This window comes from Roseomonas sp. AR75 (assembly GCF_005222815.1).
Lineage (GTDB): Bacteria > Pseudomonadota > Alphaproteobacteria > Acetobacterales > Acetobacteraceae > Falsiroseomonas.
The window spans coordinates 141,088-158,166 of the sequence record NZ_STGB01000004.1; the positions used below are offsets into that span (position 1 = coordinate 141,088).

Annotated in this window: 20 protein-coding genes; 8 read left to right on the forward strand and 12 right to left on the reverse strand. The window is 70.0% G+C overall.

Features of this window, described 5'->3' with window-relative positions:
- The first annotated feature begins 226 nt into the window (after window positions 1-226).
- Together E4T13_RS14615 and E4T13_RS14620 are read left to right on the forward strand one after the other, a co-directional pair.
- Entirely contained in the window at window positions 227-1,114 is an 888-nt protein-coding gene (locus E4T13_RS14615) for a pyruvate, water dikinase regulatory protein (RefSeq protein ID WP_137179046.1), read from the forward strand.
- On the forward strand, window positions 1,111-1,725 hold the full coding sequence (locus E4T13_RS14620) for a Maf family protein (protein WP_137179047.1): 615 nt from the start codon (window positions 1,111-1,113) through the stop codon (window positions 1,723-1,725). The genes E4T13_RS14615 and E4T13_RS14620 overlap by 4 nt, the downstream gene beginning before the upstream one ends.
- 3 nt (window positions 1,726-1,728) lie before the next feature.
- On the opposite strand, the gene E4T13_RS14625 is transcribed toward E4T13_RS14620, so the two are convergent.
- The 5 genes from E4T13_RS14625 to E4T13_RS14645 form a co-directional block, all read right to left on the reverse strand.
- Window positions 1,729-2,886, reverse strand: coding sequence for a Xaa-Pro peptidase family protein (locus tag E4T13_RS14625; RefSeq protein ID WP_137179048.1), 1,158 nt, complete (start codon window positions 2,884-2,886; stop codon window positions 1,729-1,731).
- Window positions 2,887-3,065: 179 nt separating this feature from the next.
- Complete coding sequence (locus E4T13_RS14630; protein WP_137179049.1) at window positions 3,066-4,046, reverse strand: tripartite tricarboxylate transporter substrate binding protein; 981 nt, start codon at window positions 4,044-4,046, stop codon at window positions 3,066-3,068.
- A 79-nt stretch (window positions 4,047-4,125) separates the two neighbouring features.
- Window positions 4,126-5,028 carry a glycosyltransferase family 2 protein gene (locus E4T13_RS14635; protein ID WP_137179050.1) on the reverse strand — a complete coding sequence of 301 codons (903 nt, stop codon included), beginning with the start codon at window positions 5,026-5,028 and terminating at the stop codon, window positions 4,126-4,128.
- Window positions 5,025-6,146, reverse strand: coding sequence for a glycosyltransferase (locus tag E4T13_RS14640; protein ID WP_137179051.1), 1,122 nt, complete (start codon window positions 6,144-6,146; stop codon window positions 5,025-5,027). Before E4T13_RS14640 ends, E4T13_RS14635 begins: the two co-directional genes overlap by 4 nt.
- Window positions 6,143-7,588 (reverse strand): radical SAM protein, encoded by a 1,446-nt coding sequence (locus E4T13_RS14645; RefSeq protein WP_137179052.1) that lies wholly within the window; start codon window positions 7,586-7,588, stop codon window positions 6,143-6,145. Before E4T13_RS14645 ends, E4T13_RS14640 begins: the two co-directional genes overlap by 4 nt.
- 106 nt (window positions 7,589-7,694) lie before the next feature.
- Between E4T13_RS14645 and E4T13_RS14650 the strand changes: the two genes are divergently transcribed.
- On the forward strand, window positions 7,695-8,204 hold the full coding sequence (locus E4T13_RS14650; protein WP_240791144.1) for a YdcF family protein: 510 nt from the start codon (window positions 7,695-7,697) through the stop codon (window positions 8,202-8,204).
- A gap of 39 nt (window positions 8,205-8,243) precedes the next feature.
- On the opposite strand, the gene E4T13_RS14655 is transcribed toward E4T13_RS14650, so the two are convergent.
- From E4T13_RS14655 to E4T13_RS14685, 7 genes are all read right to left on the reverse strand, one after another.
- Window positions 8,244-9,068 (reverse strand): EcsC family protein, encoded by an 825-nt coding sequence (locus E4T13_RS14655; protein WP_137179053.1) that lies wholly within the window; start codon window positions 9,066-9,068, stop codon window positions 8,244-8,246.
- A 31-nt stretch (window positions 9,069-9,099) separates the two neighbouring features.
- Window positions 9,100-9,489: a type II toxin-antitoxin system death-on-curing family toxin gene (locus E4T13_RS14660; RefSeq protein ID WP_137179054.1), complete on the reverse strand. Its 390-nt coding sequence runs from the start codon at window positions 9,487-9,489 to the stop codon at window positions 9,100-9,102.
- A gap of 19 nt (window positions 9,490-9,508) precedes the next feature.
- Window positions 9,509-9,733 (reverse strand): AbrB/MazE/SpoVT family DNA-binding domain-containing protein, encoded by a 225-nt coding sequence (locus E4T13_RS14665; RefSeq protein WP_137179055.1) that lies wholly within the window; start codon window positions 9,731-9,733, stop codon window positions 9,509-9,511.
- Window positions 9,734-9,840: 107 nt separating this feature from the next.
- Window positions 9,841-11,166 (reverse strand): ATP-dependent protease ATPase subunit HslU, encoded by a 1,326-nt coding sequence (gene hslU, locus E4T13_RS14670; RefSeq protein ID WP_137179056.1) that lies wholly within the window; start codon window positions 11,164-11,166, stop codon window positions 9,841-9,843.
- Entirely contained in the window at window positions 11,163-11,723 is a 561-nt protein-coding gene (gene hslV / locus E4T13_RS14675; protein WP_170985007.1) for an ATP-dependent protease subunit HslV, read from the reverse strand. The genes hslU and hslV overlap by 4 nt, the downstream gene beginning before the upstream one ends.
- A 75-nt stretch (window positions 11,724-11,798) precedes the next feature.
- Window positions 11,799-12,446: a choice-of-anchor E domain-containing protein gene (locus E4T13_RS14680; RefSeq protein WP_170985008.1), complete on the reverse strand. Its 648-nt coding sequence runs from the start codon at window positions 12,444-12,446 to the stop codon at window positions 11,799-11,801.
- 503 nt (window positions 12,447-12,949) lie between these two features.
- A complete protein-coding gene (locus E4T13_RS14685; RefSeq protein WP_170985009.1) occupies window positions 12,950-13,657 on the reverse strand; it encodes a PEP-CTERM sorting domain-containing protein in 708 nt (235 codons plus the stop codon).
- Between the two features lie 410 nt (window positions 13,658-14,067).
- Between E4T13_RS14685 and hisB the strand changes: the two genes are divergently transcribed.
- Genes hisB through hisA form a run of 5 tightly spaced genes read left to right on the forward strand, consistent with a single transcriptional unit; the run spans window position 14,068 to window position 17,077 of the window.
- Window positions 14,068-14,709, forward strand: coding sequence for an imidazoleglycerol-phosphate dehydratase HisB (hisB, locus tag E4T13_RS14690; protein WP_137179060.1), 642 nt, complete (start codon window positions 14,068-14,070; stop codon window positions 14,707-14,709).
- A gap of 2 nt (window positions 14,710-14,711) precedes the next feature.
- Window positions 14,712-15,113 carry a DUF2628 domain-containing protein gene (locus E4T13_RS29920; protein WP_170985010.1) on the forward strand — a complete coding sequence of 134 codons (402 nt, stop codon included), beginning with the start codon at window positions 14,712-14,714 and terminating at the stop codon, window positions 15,111-15,113.
- Window positions 15,110-15,763 (forward strand): imidazole glycerol phosphate synthase subunit HisH, encoded by a 654-nt coding sequence (hisH, locus tag E4T13_RS14700; RefSeq protein WP_137179062.1) that lies wholly within the window; start codon window positions 15,110-15,112, stop codon window positions 15,761-15,763. Before E4T13_RS29920 ends, hisH begins: the two co-directional genes overlap by 4 nt.
- On the forward strand, window positions 15,760-16,344 hold the full coding sequence (locus tag E4T13_RS14705) for a GNAT family N-acetyltransferase (protein ID WP_240791145.1): 585 nt from the start codon (window positions 15,760-15,762) through the stop codon (window positions 16,342-16,344). The genes hisH and E4T13_RS14705 overlap by 4 nt, the downstream gene beginning before the upstream one ends.
- A gap of 1 nt (window position 16,345) precedes the next feature.
- On the forward strand, window positions 16,346-17,077 hold the full coding sequence (gene hisA, locus E4T13_RS14710; protein ID WP_137179063.1) for a 1-(5-phosphoribosyl)-5-[(5-phosphoribosylamino)methylideneamino]imidazole-4-carboxamide isomerase: 732 nt from the start codon (window positions 16,346-16,348) through the stop codon (window positions 17,075-17,077).
- The last annotated feature ends 2 nt before the right edge of the window (window positions 17,078-17,079 follow it).

Consider the following 17,079-nt stretch of genomic DNA (forward strand, 5'->3'; position numbering starts at 1 on the left):
TTTGCCCCGAACCCTCCACAGCCTTGTCCACGCGAGGATCACCGCGCAAGCCGGTGCTGCCGCACGGAAATCCAGGATCTCCCCGCAAGCCGGGCGGGCGGCGGAAATCTCGTCCCGTGGTCGGCTTCGGCGGGGGGTTCTCCCCGTCATGCGGCAGGACGCCCTTGACCGGGACGGGTTTTCCCCGTCATCCCCGCTTTCCGCGGAGCGCCCCCGGAGCCCATCCATGCCGCAACGCACGATCAACCTGCACCTCGTCTCCGACAGCACCGGGGAGACGCTGAACTCCGTCGCGCGCGCCACCCTGTCGCGCTTCGACGAGCCGCATGTGATCCATCACCGCTGGTCGCTGATCCGTTCCCGCCTGCAGCTCGACCGCGTGCTGGACGGGATCGAGGCGGAGCCGGGACCGGTGCTGTTCACGGTCGCCGACCGCAGCCTTCGCCACGCGCTGGAGGAACATTCCGCGCGGCTCGGCGTGGCCTGCCTGTCCGTGCTGGACCCGGTGATGGAGCTGCTGCAGACCGAACTCGGCGAGCGCGCGCGGGAGAAGCGGGCGGCGCAGCATGTGATGGACGCCGACTATTTCCGGCGCATCGACGCGATGCACTACGTGCTGGCGCATGATGACGGCCAGGGCGTGGCCGGCATCCATGAGGCGGATGTGTGCCTCGTCGGCGTCTCCCGCAGCAGCAAGACGCCGACCTGCTTCTACTTGGCGAACCGCGGCATCAAGGCGGCGAATGTCCCGATCGTGCCCGGCGCCACCATGCCGCCGGAACTGAACGAGGCGCCCTGCCCCGTGGTCGGGCTGCATATCGAGGCCGGCGCGCTGATCGAGATCCGCCGCCATCGCCTGCGGCTGATCGGCGCCGCCGGCGTGCGCAGCGACGCCAACGACTATGTGGACCACGAGGCGGTGAAGGCGGAGATCCAGGCGGCGCGCCGGCTCTGCACGCAGCATGGCTGGCCGGTGATCGACGTGACGCGCCGCTCCATCGAGGAGACGGCGGCGACGGTGCTGCAGCTCATGGATGCCTGGCACGAGCGGCGGCGCCAGCCCGCCATGCCGCATGAGCCGGAGGACCCCGCCGCCGACGTGCTGGGCCGATGACGCTTCAGGCGGCGACGCCGCCGCTGGTGCTTGCGTCGCAAAGCGCGACCCGCCGCATGCTGCTGGACCGCGCGGGCCTGGTCTTCGAGGCCGAGGCGGCGGCGGTGGACGAGGCCGCGCTGAAGGAAGCGGCGCAGGCCGAGGGCATCCCGCCGCAGGATGCCGCGATCATCCTGGCCGAGGCCAAGGCCGAGCGCATCGCGCGCCGCCGGCCGGAGGCGCTGGTGATCGGCTGCGACCAGCTTCTGATCTGCGAGGACCGCTGGTTCGACAAGCCGCCCGACCTGGCCGCGGCACGCGCGCAGCTTCTGGCGCTGCGCGGGAAGACGCACCGGCTGGTGACGGCGACTGTGGCGTGGCGCGGCGGCGAACGCGTCTGGCAGGATGTCTCGACCCCCCGGCTGACGATGCGCGCCTTCTCCGACGCGTTTCTCGACGCCTATCTCGCGGCCGAGGGCGAGGTGCTCTGCGCCAGCGTCGGCGGCTACCGGCTGGAGGCAATGGGCGTGCACCTGTTCAGCCGGGTGGAGGGCGAGCACAGCGCCATCCTCGGGCTGCCCATGCTGCCGTTGTTGCACTTCCTGCGCGGGCACGGGGTGCTGCGGGGATAGCGCCTATGCGCCCACGACCAGCAGGTTCTGGAAGCCGTTGGTCAGCTTCTCGCCGCCGCCGGGGCGGCAGACGATCACATCCTCCACGCGGGCACTGAAGGAACGCTCCTGCAGGATGGAGGGCTCGACGGTGAACATCATGCCCTCCCGCAGTACCGAGTGGTCCGACTTCGTCAGGAAGGGCGGCTCATGCACGTCCCAGCCGATGCCGTGGCCCAGGCGGTGGCGGAAGTTGGGGCCGTAGCCGGCCTCCTCCACCACCTTGCGCGCGGCGGCATCCACCTGCGCCGCCGTCGTGCCGACCTTCAGCGCGGCGATGCCGGCGGCCTGCGCCGCCATCACGGTCGCATGCACCTTGCGCTGTTCTGTATCGGGTTCGCCGAAATGCACGGTGCGGCCGTAGTCGTAGCAGAGCCCGTCATGCGAGGCGCCGAAGTCGAACAGCACGGAGCAGGGCGGGTGGATCGGCCGCTTCCAGCTTTCGAGGCGACGGCCCATCAGCAGCGGGTGGTTCGGGCCGGTGTTGTAGAGCGAGGTGGTGAAGGTCTGGCCGAGGCTGCCCTGCCGCTGCATCTGGTAGTTGATCTCGGCGATCGCATCGAGCTCGGTCATGCCGAACTTCAGGTGCTTCAGCGTCTCGGCGAAGGCGGCTTCGGTGCGGCGCCCGGCCTCCTGCATCGTGGCGATCTCCTCGGCCGACTTGATCACGCGCAACGCGCGCAGGATGTCGGTGGCGGAGAGGAAGACGGCGTCGGGCAGCAGCGCCTGGATGTGGACCGCGCTCTCGCCATGCGCGCGGTCGCTGATGGCGATGCGCGGGCGGGCGGGCACGCCGAGGCTGGCGAAGATGTCGCGCGCGAGGGCGGCGGGATCGTCGTGGTCGCCGAGGACGCGGATCTCGATCCCCTTGCTCTCGCCGCGCCCCTTGAACTCCGCGGTCATGCGCGGCAGCGCCAGGATCGGCGCGTGGCCCGGCGTCAGCCAGGCGCCTTCCAGCCAGCCGCCGGGATGCAGCGTGGTGCCGTAGTTCGGAATGTCGCGCGGGATGCCCGCGAGGTAGTGCAGGTCGGTCCCGAGCGGGATGAAGGCCAGATCCGCCTTGCCTTCCAGCAGTGTCTGGAAGGCGGGAAGGCGATCAGCCGCGGTTGCGGAGGGGTGCATCCTGAAGTCCTACAAGCAAAGGTGCTGGCGGCCGCCAAAGGCGGCCGAGGCCGCGAATGCGGCCCGCGCGCAGACTGACCTTATGGTCCCGTGCAACAGTGCGTCACGCCGGAGGCGTGCCTTCGGCACGACGCGCGCAAGCCAAGCCGCCGGAGGCGGCGCCGGCGCCTGAGGCACCACTACGTAGGCGTCGCGCCGGACGCGATGACCAGCGGGCGCCAGGTGTCCACTTCGCTCTGCACGAAGGCCTCCATCTCCGGGCCGAAGCGGTTGCCGGTCTCGACCGCCCAGCCCTTGTAGCGTTCCAGCACGGCGGGGATCTGCTGCACCTCGCGGAACACCGCGGCGATGCGGTCCTGGATCGGCTTCGGCGTAGCGGCGGGCACGGCAATGCCGGCCCAGCCCTCGGCAACGAGGTCGCGGAAGCCGTTCTCCACGAAGGTCTGCATCTGCGGGAAGTCCGGCGCGCGTTCCGGCCCGGTGATGCCGATGCCCTTGATCTGGCCGTTGCGGATGAAGCCGACCGAGCTGGCGATGCCGTCCAGCGTCACCGGCACGACGCCCGCCATGGTGTCCGTCACCGCCTGGCCGCCGCCGCGATAGGGGATGTGCGTCATCTCGATATTGGCGGCCTGGGCGAAGCGCAGCATGAAGAGATGCGGCATGGAGCCGACGCCCGAAGTGGCATAGGCCATGCCCGGGCTGCGCCGCGCGGCGGCGGCGAGCTCGCCCGGGTTGTTGAACTCCGTGCGGTTGTTGGCCATCAGCGCGTAGTAGCCGCGCTGGATCATCGCGACATGGGCGAAGCTGCGGATCGGATCCCAGTTGATGCGGCCGCGATAGAGCGTGGCGCCCACGGCGAAGGCGCTGACCACCGTCAGCAGCATGGTGTAGCCGTCCGGTGGCGCCTCCGCGCCGAGGCCGGTGCCGAGGGTGGCGCCGGCGCCGGGACGGTTCTCGATGATGATCGGCTGGCCGAAGCGTGCGACGAGGTGGTCCAGCAGCATGCGCGCCAGCGCGTCGGTGGAGCCACCGGGGGCGAAGGGGATGATCAGCCGGATGGGCCGGTTCGGCCAGGGGGATTGCGCCAGCGCGGGCGCGGCAAGGCTTGCCGGCACGGCTGCAAGCAGCGCGCGGCGGCGGAACATGGTGCTGTCCATGAGGTTCGTTCCCGGTCGATACGGTCATGTCACCATGGCGCGCGCGCCGGCTCAAGGGCTGTTTCGGCCCCGCATGCGCCTATCGGAAGAACCGCCGCAGCTTCCACAGCAGGAAGGAGAGATCCGTCGTCGCCCGGCGCTTCGCCAGCTCGGTGTAGAGGGCGATCTTCTCCTCGGAATAGGGCCAGTCGAGATGCCGGGCGATCGGACCGTTCTCCAGGTAGCCCATGGGGATGCCGCGCTTCGCCCAATGCGCCGAGGCGAAGCCGTCCACGCCGCCGATGAAACTGGGATACTGCTGGTCGTAGGGCACCGCTTGCAGCAGCGGCGCGGGGCACGCCCAGCATTGCCCCAGCACGAAGTCGGAGACGCCGAGCAGCACCTGCTCGGCGAAGGTTTCGGCGCCCTCCGCCTTCGTCTTGTCCACCGCGGCGAAGGAACTGCGCGGCGCGCCGCTTTCGGCGGAGGGCACGAAGAAGCGGCGGACATCGGCGGCGTGGCGGAAGCCATGCTCCTCGCAGTTCAGGGTGCGCATGCCGAGGACGGCATCGGTGCTGCCGGTGGCCAGCCGCACGGCGTGGAAGGCCTTCTGCACATGCACGAGGAACAGGGAGGAGAGCATCTCCACGTCGTTGTCGAAGAACACGACCAGCGCGTCCTGCGGCAAGAGCGCCTGGAGCTGGCGCATCGCGCGGCTTTTCCCGACATTCTCAGCGTTCCGTTCCAGCCGGAGGTTGCCCTGCTTCGCGGCGATCGCTTCCAGCATCTCCGCGGTGCCGTCGGTGCTGGCATTGTCCACCACCAGCATCTCGAAGGGCATGCCGGCATTGCGGTAGATCGCGGCGATCGCGCGTTCCGTCATCTCGCGCCGGTTCCAGGTGACCATCGCGACGACCACGCGGTCGAAGACCTGCCAGGGATAGCGGGCGGAGGCGTCGTATTCGAACAGCGTCGGGTTGTACTGCGTGCGACGGTCGGTCATCGCTTCGCCTCCACGCGCGCCAGCAGGTCGCGGAAGCCGGCGACATAGTCGAAGCGGTCGCGCTCCGCAGCGGCCGCGCGCGCCGCATCGGACATGCGCGCCAGCCGCGCCGGCGCGGCGAGCAGCGCAACGATGGCCGCCGCGGCGGCATCGGGGTCGTCGTAGTCCACATGCAGGCCGCTGGCGTCATGCGCGACGAGATCGGTGGCGGCGTTCATCCTGCCCCTGCCCTGCGCGAAGACGACGGGAACCGTGCCACGGCGCATCGCTTCCTGCACCACCATGCCGAAACTCTCGTAGCGGGAGGGGTGCAGCAGAAGCTGCGCGCGATCCAGCCAGGGCGTGGGATCGCCGACGGCGCCCACCCATTCGATGCGGTCGGCGACGCCTGCCTGCTCCGCCAGGCGTTGCAGCGGCGCGGGATCGTCGCCCTCGCCGAGCAGCGCCAGGCGCATGCCCGGCAGGTGGCGCAGCACCGGGATCAGCGCGCGCAGGTTCTTCACCGGCGTGATGCGGCCGATGGCGACGAAATGCAGGTCGCGCGCGGCGTGCTGCGGCGTCTGCAGCACCGGGAAGACCGGGTTGAACACGTTGATGGGCCGCCCCGCGCAGCCGGCGAAGCGTTCCATCTCCCGCCGGTGCATCGCGCTGGCCACGATGATCGCATCCGCCTGGCGCGCCAGCGCGCGTTCCAGCAGCGCGTATTGCGCAGCGTACCACCATGCCGTGCTGCCGGGCGTGCCGAAGAATTCCTGCCGCGTCGTGCAGGACAGCGAGAGATGTACCAGCCGCCGCGGCTTCAGCGCGCGCAGCGCCGGCGCGAAATGCGCGTCCATCGCGACGACGACATCGGCGTCGCGCAGCAGGGCGGGATCCAGCGCGCGGGCCAGGTGGCGTGCCTTGAGCCAGGGCTTGAACCGCCAGCGCGCATCGCGCGGCGGGTCGAAGGGCGGGATCTGGTGTTCCGCGAAGGCGGCGCCGCTCGGCCGTTCGTCGCTGATCACGGCGATGTCGTGGTCGCGCGCGAGATCGGCGGTCAGCGCGCGAAGGATGCTGATGCCGCCGCCGACCGCGGCGAGGCCCTGGTTGTTGAGGAAGACCAGCCGCCGTCCACTCACGCCGCGGCGCGCAGGCCGAGGATGCGCTTCACCTTCATCCCCAGCCGTTCCATCAGGCTGTAGCGCAGGTTCCAGGACAGCAGCTCCTTCGCCCGCTTCACCTCATCCTTGGTCATGTGCTTCGTCGGCATGACGGGACGGGTGAAGCTGCCGAAATCCTCCCAGTCGATGGCGTCGGGATCACCGAGCGCCATGCTCTCCTTCAGCTCCTTGTGCATGGGCGTGCCGGGATAGGGCATGAAGTAGGCGAGCTGGATGGAATCCGGCTTCACCTTGCGCAGCCAGCTTCCGGTATTGTGCACCGTCTCCCAGCTTTCATCGGGCATGCCGACGATCAGGTGGGTGTGGCAGCGGATGCCGCGCGCCTTGGTCCAGCCGATCACCTTCTCGAACAGGTCGAGGGATTGCGGGCCGTCGGATTTCGCCACGGCGCCGAACATCTCGGGGTCGCCGGATTCCAGGCCGTAGTGGATCTCGCGGCAGCCGGATCTGTGCATCAGGTCCAGCATCGGCTCGTCCACCACGTCGTAGCGTGTCTCGCACACCCAGCGGATGCCGAGGTCGCGGCGGATCAGCTCCTCGCACACCGCCGCCGCGTGCTTGCGGTTGATGGTGAAGACCTGGTCGCGGAACAGGATCTGCTTCACGCCGTGCTCGCGCACCAGGCGTTCGATGTCGTCGCCCACCTTGGCGGGGCTGCGATAGATCAGCCGGTTGCCGAAGCCGAAGGGATAGGGGCAGTAGCCGCATTTGTACGGGCAGCCCTTCGTCGTGAAGACGGTCGCGTAGCGCATCTTCTCGCCGAAATAGTAGTCGCTCTCGTAGCGGCTGAAATCGAGCAGGTGGTAGGCGGGGAAGTCCACGAAATCGAGCGTCTTCATCGCGGTGCGGGCGGGCTGCGGGCGCGGCGCGCCATCGCCCCAGGCGCTGCCGCCTTCGAGCTGGGCGATGTCCTCGCCGGCGATCAGCTTCGCGACGTTGCGGCCGGTGAGCAGCTCCTCCGCCTCCTCCATCACGAAGTCGGCGTGGCCCTGTTCCAGGAGGCGGCGCTTGAACCATTTGGCGGTGGGGCCGAGCAGGATCACGCGCAGGCCCGGCGCCGCTTCGCGCGCGGCGCCGATCAGCGCCAGGTCGGGCTCGAGCGAGGGGATGTTGACGACGGTGACAAGAACACGCGGCCGATCCGCCGCGATCTGGCGCAGGAAGGCGGCGCGGTCGAAGGCCGCGGTGGCCTGGCCATCGACATAGCGATACGCCACCCCCTCCTGCTCCAGCACGCGGGCGATGTAGAGCAGGGTGGAGAAGGGGATGTCGTAGTAGCCTGGATCGTGGCCGGGCACGGTGCGGTCGCTGGCCAGCGAGGTGCCCATGCCGCCCGCCCATTCGCGGAACACGTTGCGTCCCGGCGGGCTCGGCAGTTGCATGAGGTAGGCGGCGACCATGCGGGCCTCTTCCTGTCGCGAGCGGCCGTCGGAGTGCGAATGAACGACGTGGCATCATACCGGAAATGCAGCAGAGCGTCACGCGCAACCACGGTGAGGTCCCCGCGTGGCAGGTGAGCCGGTCGTGGTGATCATGGGCGCGGCGGTGCGACCGGGCGGCGGGCCGAGCCGCGCCCTGGCGGAGCGCGTGCGTGCGGCCTGGCGCTGGGGCGAGGCGCAGCCCGTGCCGCCGCGCTACATGCCCACCGGCGCGGTGGGTCGGCACGGGCCGGCGGAGAGCGCCGTGATGGCGCGTCTGCTGCAGGAGACGGGCGTCCCCGCCGAGCGCATCACGGAGGAGCCCACCGGCACCGACACGCTGTCTTCCGTGCTGGCCTGCCTGCGGCTGCTGGGGGCGGCGCCAGGGCCGGTCTTCGTCGCCACGCACCGCTATCACCTGCCGCGGACGTTGCTGCTGTTTCGCCTGGCCGGATGCCCGGCGCGCGCCGTGCCGCCGCCGCCCGGTCCCGCGGCGCGCGCGAGCCTCGCCCGCTGGCGCTGGCGCCTGCGCGAGATGCCCGCGCTGCCCTATGACGCCGCACTGATGCTCTGGGCGCGCCTGACCCGCCGGGCATAGGAAGGCAGGGGTGCGGGGACGATCGTCGTCCCCGCCGCTCTACGCGTTGAACCGTGCGTCCCGCGTTTCCTGGATCGCCTCGTAAGCCGCCCTGACGGTCGCCGCGCCATAGGTCCGTTCCAGCCGGCGCACGGTGAAGTGCCCCTGGCCGACGCCGCGGAAGTGCTCCAGGAACGCCAGGTTCACCGCGGCGCCCGCCGCGGCGCCGATGATCGGCGCTGCCTGGGCCGAAAGCTTCAGCGCCACGGGCCCGCCGAAGCGCGCCGCGATGGTGCCGAGGAAGCCGGGCAGCATCAGCCCGGCCACGCCCTTGCCCGCGACGGTCTTCAGCGCCTCCGCGAGCGCGATGCGCACCGCGAAATAGCCGCTTTCGGTCGCGTCGTCGCGCGGGTCGCGGCCGCCGAGGGCGAAGACCTTCAGGCATTCCGCCGCGATCTCCGGCCGTTTCAGGTCCTCGCCGTTCTCGGCCGCGATGGCGGCGATCTGGCGCAGCAGCAGCGTGGTTGAGACGGGCAGTTCCACCAGCGTGCCCGGCAGGCCGAGCGCCCCGCCGGCGGCGCCGGATGCGGCGGCCATGCCGCGATGGAACCAGGAGGATTCGACCGGCAGCGGCGTGCGCGCGGGGTCGCTGCGCAGCGCCGCTTCCATGGCGGCGGAGAGCGCACGGCGCACGGTGCTGTCGACGATGCCCTGCACCGGGCCGGGCAGCCGGTTCTTGAGCGCCTCGACCGGCTTGCCGACAAGCTGCGACAGCCGCGCGGCGAAGGAGAGGTCCTCGAGCTGCGTCACGGCGCGCGCGAGGTCGGCGCGGGCGGCGGCGGGCAGGGCGGCGTCGGCGCCCCGCAGGGCGATGGCGGTGGACATGGGGTCTATATCGAAACGGGAGGGCGCGAGTTCACCCCCTGGCCGCGGCATGGTGACGCAGCCAGTCGGCGAATTCCTCCTCCGTCATGGCGCCGGCGGCGAGGTCGAGCATCGCGACCACGCATTCGGCATCGGACGCCCCGAGGGTGACGCCGTTCAGGATCAGGACGGTTTCCACGCAGACGAAGGCCGTGCGCTTGTTGCCGTCCACGAAGGGATGGTTCCGTGCGATCCCGTGGCCGAGCGCTGCTGCCAGGGCGCAGAGATCCTCGACGCCATAGCCCCAGGCATTCCGCGGGCGGGCGAGCGCACTGTCGAGCAGCCCGGCGTCGCGCACGCCCTCGGCGCCGCCATGCTCGGCAATCTGTTCCTCATGTACGGCAAGCGCGAGGTCAGCCGTGATCCACTCCGGCTCGGTCATGGCACGCTGTCACGGCGGGCTATTTGGCGAGTTCGCGCAGCACGGCGCGGCGGCGGCGCATGACCTCCCGCGCCGCCTCCATCTGACGTTCGAAGTCGGGATCGGCCCGCGTCAGCCGCAAACCGTCGGGGCCTTCCACCACATGCAGGGTGTCGCCCTCCCGCAGGCCGAGGCGCGTCAGAAGATCCTTCGGGAACACCACGCCCACGGAATTGCCGACCGATCGCAGCTTCACGCTCGCCATGCATTCTTTCGGCCTAGCGGGCCGACTCCCGAAGTGTCAACAGGAGTTATAACCCCTCTGTTGCCAACACGGCAACAGGCAACTACCGCTGACTACGTTGTTGCCGTTCACAAAATAAACCTGCTCAGATCGGCGCTGGCGGCCAGTGGCGCCACGCGGTTGCGGACCATCGTGCCGTCCACGACGATCGTCTCGCCGCCGCGGTCGCTGGCAGTGAAGGAAATCTCGTCCAGCAGGCGCTCCAGCACCGTCGCCAGGCGCCGCGCGCCGATGTTCTCCACCGTGGCGTTGATGTCTGCCGCGAGTTCCGCGAGCGCATCCACCGCCTCCGGCGTGATGTCGAGCGTCACGCCCTCGGTTCCCATCAGCGCGACATACTGTTTCGTCAGGGAATGCTCCGGCTCGGTCAGGATGCGCCGGAAGTCCTCCTGGGTCAGCGCCTTCAGCTCCACCCGGATCGGCAGCCGGCCCTGCAGCTCCGGCAGCAGGTCGCTGGGCTTGGCCATGTGGAAGGCGCCGGAGGCGATGAAGAGGATGTGGTCCGTCTTCACCGGGCCGTGCTTGGTGGTGACGGTCGTGCCCTCGATCAGCGGCAGCAGGTCGCGCTGCACGCCCTCGCGGCTGACATCGCCGCCGCGGAAGCCGCCTTCGCTCGTGCGGGCGCAGACCTTGTCGATCTCGTCGACGAAGACGATGCCGTTGTTCTCGGCGTTGGCGACCGCCTCGCGAGTCAGCTGCTCGTTGTCCAGCAGCTTGTCGGCCTCGTCCTTGGTCAGCGCGACGCGGGCCTCGGCCACCGTCATCTTCCGCGGCTTGGTGCGGCCGCCGAACATCTTGCCCAGCATCTCCTGCATGTTCTGCATCTGGATGCCCTGGGCGCCGGGCAGGTCCATCATGCCGATGGGCATGCCGCCGCCGGCATCGGCCACCTGCACCTCGACCTCGCGGCCTTCGAGCTGGCCTTCGCGCAGCATGCGGCGGAACTTCATCTTCGTCTCGCCGGAGGCGCCCTCGCCAACCAGCGCGCCGACCAGGCGCTCCTCCGCGGCGAGTTCGGCCTTGGCCTGCACGTTCCTGCGCGCGATGTCGCGGGTCTGGGTGATGGAGGCCTCGACCAGGTCGCGGACAATGCTTTCCACGTCGCGGCCGACATAGCCGACCTCGGTGAACTTGGTCGCTTCCACCTTGAGGAAGGGCGCGTTGGCGAGCTTCGCGAGGCGGCGCGCGATCTCGGTCTTGCCGCAGCCGGTCGGGCCGATCATCAGGATGTTCTTCGGCACCACCTCCTCGCGCAGGCCGGGCGCCAGCTGCTGGCGGCGCCAGCGGTTGCGCAGCGCGATGGCGACGGCGCGCTTGGCCTCGTTCTGGCCGACGATGTGGCGGTCGAGCTCGGAGACGATCTCGCGAGGCGAAAGGTTCACCGCTTCACTCACGACTCAAGGGTCTCCAGAACGATGTTGCCGTTGGTGTAGACGCAGATCTCGCCGGCGATCTTCATGGCGCGGCGGCAGATCTCCTCGGCGGCCAGGCCCTCCACCGGCAGCAGCGCGCGCGCCGCGGCCAGCGCGTAGTTGCCGCCGGAGCCGATGCCGATCACCGCATCCTCCGGCTCCAGCACGTCGCCCTGGCCGGTCAGCAGCAGGGAGCGCTTGCTGTCCGCCACGGCGAGCAGCGCTTCCAGCCGGCGGAGATAGCGGTCGGTGCGCCAGTCCTTCGCCAATTCGACGCAGGCGCGTTCGAGCTGGTCGGGGAAGCGCTCGAGCTTGGCTTCCAGGCGTTCGAGCAGGGTGAAGGCGTCGGCGGTGGCGCCGGCGAAGCCCGCGAGCACGCGGCCATTGGCGATGCGGCGCACCTTGCGCGCATTGCCCTTCACCACCGTCTGGCCGAGCGAAACCTGGCCGTCGCCGGCCATGGCAACGCGGCCATCCTTGCGGACGCAGAGGATGGTGGTGCCGTGCCAGCCGGCGAGGTCGTGGGGGGTATCCGTCATGCCGCCCATGTGGCGCGGGCGGCGGGTCTCAACAAGCCGGGGGTCGAGCGGCTCCGCCGGGGGCGGAGGCGCCGTTCAGGAGCGCCGCTTGATCTGGCGCACCACGCCGAGGCCGACCAGCGACAGGCCGAACAGCGAAAGGGTCAGCGGCTCGGGGATGCCGACGTAGGTGTAGGTCACCAGAAGCTCGGCACCCGCCGTGTTTGCGAAGGTGTAGGTCTGGGTGCCCATGTTCCCGTTGGACGGGTTCTGGTTGATCGGGCTCATCGAGGGCGGCAGCACGTTCTCAGGCGTCAGCCCGAGGTCGAAGGTGACCACGCCAAGTCCCGTAAAGAGCGCGAGGGAGCCGGCATCGTTGAAGGTGACGGAGTCGCTGCCGCTGCCGGAGGTGGCGGTGCCGACGACGGTGCGGTTGCGCGGGACCGTGACGGAAACGGCGCTGTCGACGTCAACCACGAAGAGGCTGGTCGAGTTCAGCGACAGGTCGTAATCCACGCCCATCGTCGTGGAATAGGTGACGCTGACGAGCGCGCCATTGTTGCCGCGCCTGACGGACAGGGTGCCGTCGGATGTCCCGATCAGCTCCACCTTGATGCCGGTCAGCGTGCCGAGCGAGGCGTCGAACTGCGCGATATTCAGCGTCGTGCTCGTGGCGGCGGGCAGGTTAGCCGGGCCATAGGACGCGGTCTCGACGATCGACGCTGCCTGCACCGATGCAGACACGCCCAACACCAGCCCAGCAACCACAAAACCAGCGAGACGCATCGTTCGGTCTCCGAAAAACCATGCAAACACGGTGCACCTGGGCGCACCAAAACCCCTCAGCACAACCATAGCAAGCTTCGTGCCGAACGCAATTCCCTTTCTGGATCAGGCAGTTGGGAATCGTTGGCGCGATGGGAAGCAGCCTGCCCTGTAAACTGGACCGACAGATCGGACCCAGCGAGGCCGTCTCCCGGCATGAGTCGCGACTCGCCAGGAACAACAGCGAATTCTTCCCGCGAGATTTGTCTTCAATTTGTGGCGTGCTTGGCGCCCCGGGCGACCTGGGCCGACGGCTCTCGGCGCCACTTCCCCTTCGTGCACCGCGATTCCTAGGCTGATGCACCTGCAATCCACGGTTGCTGGAGCAGGCGGTGCGACCATTGCTCCGGGTTCGGCGCCGCCGCTGCCGCGGCGCGTCAGGGTCTCTGACCTGTAAGCTGCGCCGACAGGGGAAGGTCCCCTCAGGCCCGGCCGCGTCGCGCGGCGGCAAGGCCGGCCAGGCCGAGGCCGAACAGGGCAAGCGCAATCGGCTCGGGCACCGTGGTCACGGGGATCAGGTTCGACGTCACCTCGAATTCGGCGATGTCGAAGCCGTCGAAGTTGTTGGAGACGCCGCTGCCGGGGGGCACCTGCGGCACGTCCACGAGGCGGATCGAGTTGTAGAAGCCGCTCACCACGGTGAAGTTGAAGGTCGGGTTGGTGCCGGCCGGGCTGCCCCCGCTGACATAGGAGGTCGTGATGACGGCGTTGTTCACGCCGGACCAACCGGCCGCGTTCGGCGCATGGCCGTTGCGCAGCGTGCCGACCTGGACCCAGCCAGCGAGGTTGTTGCCGAGGAAGAGATTGGCCGTTTCCGGAAAGCCGCTGGTCCCGCCGGTCAACTCGATCGCCTGGCCGCTGGAAATGTAGCGGCCGGCGGAGGGCGCGATCAGGAACTCGATGCTGCCGCCGCGCCCGAGCGAGGTGATGCTCGTCAGGCTGTTGTCGAACATGTTGCCGATGACCGACCGTTCGGGCGCCACCGTCATCGAGGTGCCCCGCGGCCCCTGGTTGAGGGTGATCGCCCCGAAGGCCGGGATGGTGTCGTGCACGATCGGCGCGGCCCATGACGGGAGGGCGATCGTGAGGCCGCCGGCCACCAGGGCCACGGCGAGCAGGGGGCGAGCCATCCATATCTCCAAGGGGCGCGGCGGGCCTTTTGGCGCGCCGGGCCGTGTCATGCGTGCCGTTGCGCAGCGCCAGCGGGAAATGACTCCGCGCATTCCCGGGGCGCCGCAGGCAACAGCAGCGTGCCGTCATTGCCATTCACTCGGGGCGAGTATGCAGCAAAACGCGTGCCATGCTCTTAAATACTTGAAAAACCATCATTATGACGCGGCGCTGGAATGAAACCGGTTCGATCAGTCAAGAATCCCGACACCTCCGTGAGTGTGGCGAGAGGCGATGGCTTCGAAGGGAGGCCGGTGCGGGCGGATCCTCCAGGCCGGCGGCACGCGGTGCAGGACGGCCACCTGATCCGTCAGGCCGGACGGGGGCGAACCCCTCGCCAAGCCGGGCCGCCCGGCGTAAACCGCGCGCCATGACTGGCAGCCGCAACCAGGAGGCGCAGGCCACGCCGCCTGCCGCGACCCGCCGCGCCGAGATCGTGCGCGCCACCTCCGAGACCGACATCCGCCTGTCCGTCGACCTCGACGGCACGGGACGGGCCGAGGTCGCCACGGGCGTCGGCTTCCTCGACCACATGCTTACCGCACTGGCACGTCACGGCATGCTGGACCTGACGGTCGCGGCCAAGGGCGACCTGCATATCGACGACCACCACACCACCGAGGATGTGGGCATCGTGCTCGGCCAGGCGATCCGCCAGGCGCTGGGCGACAAGCGGGGCATCCGCCGCTTCGGCCAGTGCCTGCTGCCGATGGACGAGGCGCTGGCCGAGGCCGCCATCGACATTTCCGGCCGGCCCTTCCTGGCGTGGTCGGTGCCCTTCGCCCGACCGAAGATCGGCAGCTTCGACACCGAGCTGGTCGAGGAATTCTTTCGCGCGCTGGCCTTCAATGCGGGCATCACCCTGCATGTGACCTTGAAGGCAGGCAGCAACGCGCACCATGTCGCGGAGGCCTGCTTCAAGGCGGTGGCGCGTGCGCTGCGGATGGCGGTGGAGCTCGATCCACGCGCCGCGGGCGCCATCCCCTCCACCAAGGGCATGCTGGAAGGCTGAGGGTGCGTCTCTATACGGTGCATGGCGAGCCGCCCCGCCAGGAGACAGGCCCGGAAGGCTGGCCCGCGCCCAAGCAGCGCCCGCCCGTGCTGCTGCGCGACGGCTTCTCGATCTATCCCTTCCTGTTCGGCTTCCTCTGGTTCCTGGCCAAGCGGCTTTGGATCGAGGCGCTGGTCATGCTGGCGCTGAGCGTTGCGGCCGCGCTGCTGCTGCCGGCACCCTTCGCCGGCTTCGCCCTGCTCGCGCTGCACCTGATCGCCGGCTTCGAGGGCCGTGACCGGGAACGCGCGCGCCTGGCGCGTCGCGGCAGGCCGGTGCTGGCGGTGGTCGCGGCGCCGGACATGGACATGGCGTGGTTCCGCCTGGCGGCGCAGCGGCCGGACCTGGTGCAGGCGCCGCCATGAGGATTGCGGTCGTCGATCCCGGCTCGGGCAACCTCGCTTCCGTCCGCCGCGCGCTGGAGCGGGTGGCACGGGAGGAAGGCATCACGGCCGAGATCGCCGTGACCACCGAGGCGCAGGTCGTGCGCGAGGCCGACCGCATCATCCTGCCGGGGCAGGGCGCCTTCGCCGCCTGCCGCCGCGGGCTCGATGCCCTGTCCGGCATGGTGGAGGCGCTGACCGACGCCGTGATCGCCGAAAGGAAGCCGTTCCTGGGTATCTGCGTGGGCATGCAGCTGATGGCCGAGCGCGGGCTGGAGCATGGCGTCACGCCGGGCCTCGGCTGGATAAGCGGCGAGATTGCGCCGATGGACCCGCGCGACGGCGCGGGCGCCGAGCTGCCGCTGCCGCAGATGGGGTGGAACGCGCTGCATCGCGCTGCGCCCGCGCATCCGCTGCTGGAGGGCATCGCGGAAGGCGGCCACGCCTATTTCGTGCATTCCTATGCGCTGGCGGGCGGGCGCCAGGAGGAGCTTCTGGCCGACACCGAGTATGGCGGCCCGGTGGTGGCGATGGTCGGGCGCGACAATCTCGCCGGCACGCAATTCCACGCCGAGAAGTCCGGCCAGGTCGGGCTGCGCATCCTCGCCAATTTCCTGGCGTGGCAGCCATGAGCCAGGCCGAGCGCGCGGTGGCGCATGCGATGCTGGTGGAGATCGTCGCCAGCCTCGACCCGCATGACCTCGAGGATCTCTGCGAGGCAACCAACGCCGCGATCATCGAGGGCGGCGGCTTCGGCTGGATCCAGTCGCAGGACCGCGCCGCGCTGGCGCGGCATTTCCGCGGCGTGCTGCTGGTGCCGGACCGCACCTTGTTCGTCGCGCGGCTGGACGGCGTGGTGGTGGGTTCCGCCCAGCTCGTCCGCCCGCCCCGCAACAACGAGGCACAGGCCTTCGCCGCGCAGCTCACCCACGCCTATATCGCGCCCTATGCGCGCGGCTTCGGCCTGGCGCGGCGGCTGGTCGCGCGCGTCGAGGAGCATGCGGCGGCGATGGGCTTCCGCGTGCTGAACCTCGATGTGCGGGAGACGCAGGCGCGCGCCATCGCGCTGTTCGAAGCGCTCGGTTATGTGCGTTGGGGTACGCATCCCGCCTATGCGCGCGTGGATGGCCGCACGGTGGCGGGGCATCACTACTACAAGCTGCTCGAACCCGGCCGCGGCCGCGCGACCGAGACGCTGATCGGCCCGAACTGACATGGCCTTCACCCTCTATCCCGCCATCGACCTGAAGGGCGGACAGGTCGTTCGGCTGAAGCGCGGCGAGATGGACCAGGCGACGGTGTATGCCGAGGACCCCGCCGGCCAGGCGGCCGCCTTCGCCGCGCAGGGTTTTTCGTATGTGCATGTCGTGGACCTCGATGGCGCCTTCGCCGGCAAGCCCGCGAATGCCGCGGCGGTACGCGCGATCCTTGCCGCCGTGCCTGGCCTGCCGGTGCAGCTCGGCGGCGGCATCCGCGACATGCGGACGGCCGCGGCGTGGCTGGAGGCCGGCGTCGCGCGGATCATCCTGGGCTCCGCCGCAGTGAAGGACCCGGATTTCGCCCGCGCCGCCTGCAAGGCCTTTCCCGGCCGCGTCGCGCTCGGCCTCGATGCGCGCGACGGGTTCGTCGCGACCGAGGGCTGGGCCGAGACCAGTGGCATCACCGCCACCGATCTCGCCCGGCGCTACGCGGATGCCGGCGCGGCCGCGATCATCTACACCGACATCGCCCGCGACGGGATGCTTGCGGGCGTGAACGTCGCACAGACCGCGGCGCTGGCGCGCGCCACGGCCATCCCCGTGATCGCCTCCGGCGGCGTCGCCGGCGTGGAGGACATCGTGGCGCTCCGCGCCGCGGAGGCGGGCATCGCCGGCGCGATCCTCGGCCGTGCGCTGTACGACGGCCGCGTGGATCCCGGGGCGGCGCTGGCCGCGGCGCGCGGCTGAGC

Coding starts and splice junctions, on each gene's coding strand:
- E4T13_RS14615 (WP_137179046.1), top strand. CDS start 227: ATGCCGCAACGCACGATCAACCTGCACCTCGTCTCCGACAGCACCGGG.
- E4T13_RS14620 (WP_137179047.1), top strand. CDS start 1,111: ATGACGCTTCAGGCGGCGACGCCGCCGCTGGTGCTTGCGTCGCAAAGC.
- E4T13_RS14625 (WP_137179048.1), bottom strand. CDS start 2,886: ATGCACCCCTCCGCAACCGCGGCTGATCGCCTTCCCGCCTTCCAGACA.
- E4T13_RS14630 (WP_137179049.1), bottom strand. CDS start 4,046: ATGGACAGCACCATGTTCCGCCGCCGCGCGCTGCTTGCAGCCGTGCCG.
- E4T13_RS14635 (WP_137179050.1), bottom strand. CDS start 5,028: ATGACCGACCGTCGCACGCAGTACAACCCGACGCTGTTCGAATACGAC.
- E4T13_RS14645 (WP_137179052.1), bottom strand. CDS start 7,588: ATGGTCGCCGCCTACCTCATGCAACTGCCGAGCCCGCCGGGACGCAAC.
- E4T13_RS14655 (WP_137179053.1), bottom strand. CDS start 9,068: ATGTCCACCGCCATCGCCCTGCGGGGCGCCGACGCCGCCCTGCCCGCC.
- E4T13_RS14660 (WP_137179054.1), bottom strand. CDS start 9,489: ATGACCGAGCCGGAGTGGATCACGGCTGACCTCGCGCTTGCCGTACAT.
- E4T13_RS14665 (WP_137179055.1), bottom strand. CDS start 9,733: ATGGCGAGCGTGAAGCTGCGATCGGTCGGCAATTCCGTGGGCGTGGTG.
- hslV (WP_170985007.1), bottom strand. CDS start 11,723: ATGACGGATACCCCCCACGACCTCGCCGGCTGGCACGGCACCACCATC.
- E4T13_RS14685 (WP_170985009.1), bottom strand. CDS start 13,657: ATGGCTCGCCCCCTGCTCGCCGTGGCCCTGGTGGCCGGCGGCCTCACG.
- hisB (WP_137179060.1), top strand. CDS start 14,068: ATGACTGGCAGCCGCAACCAGGAGGCGCAGGCCACGCCGCCTGCCGCG.
- hisH (WP_137179062.1), top strand. CDS start 15,110: ATGAGGATTGCGGTCGTCGATCCCGGCTCGGGCAACCTCGCTTCCGTC.
- E4T13_RS14705 (WP_240791145.1), top strand. CDS start 15,760: ATGAGCCAGGCCGAGCGCGCGGTGGCGCATGCGATGCTGGTGGAGATC.
- hisA (WP_137179063.1), top strand. CDS start 16,346: ATGGCCTTCACCCTCTATCCCGCCATCGACCTGAAGGGCGGACAGGTC.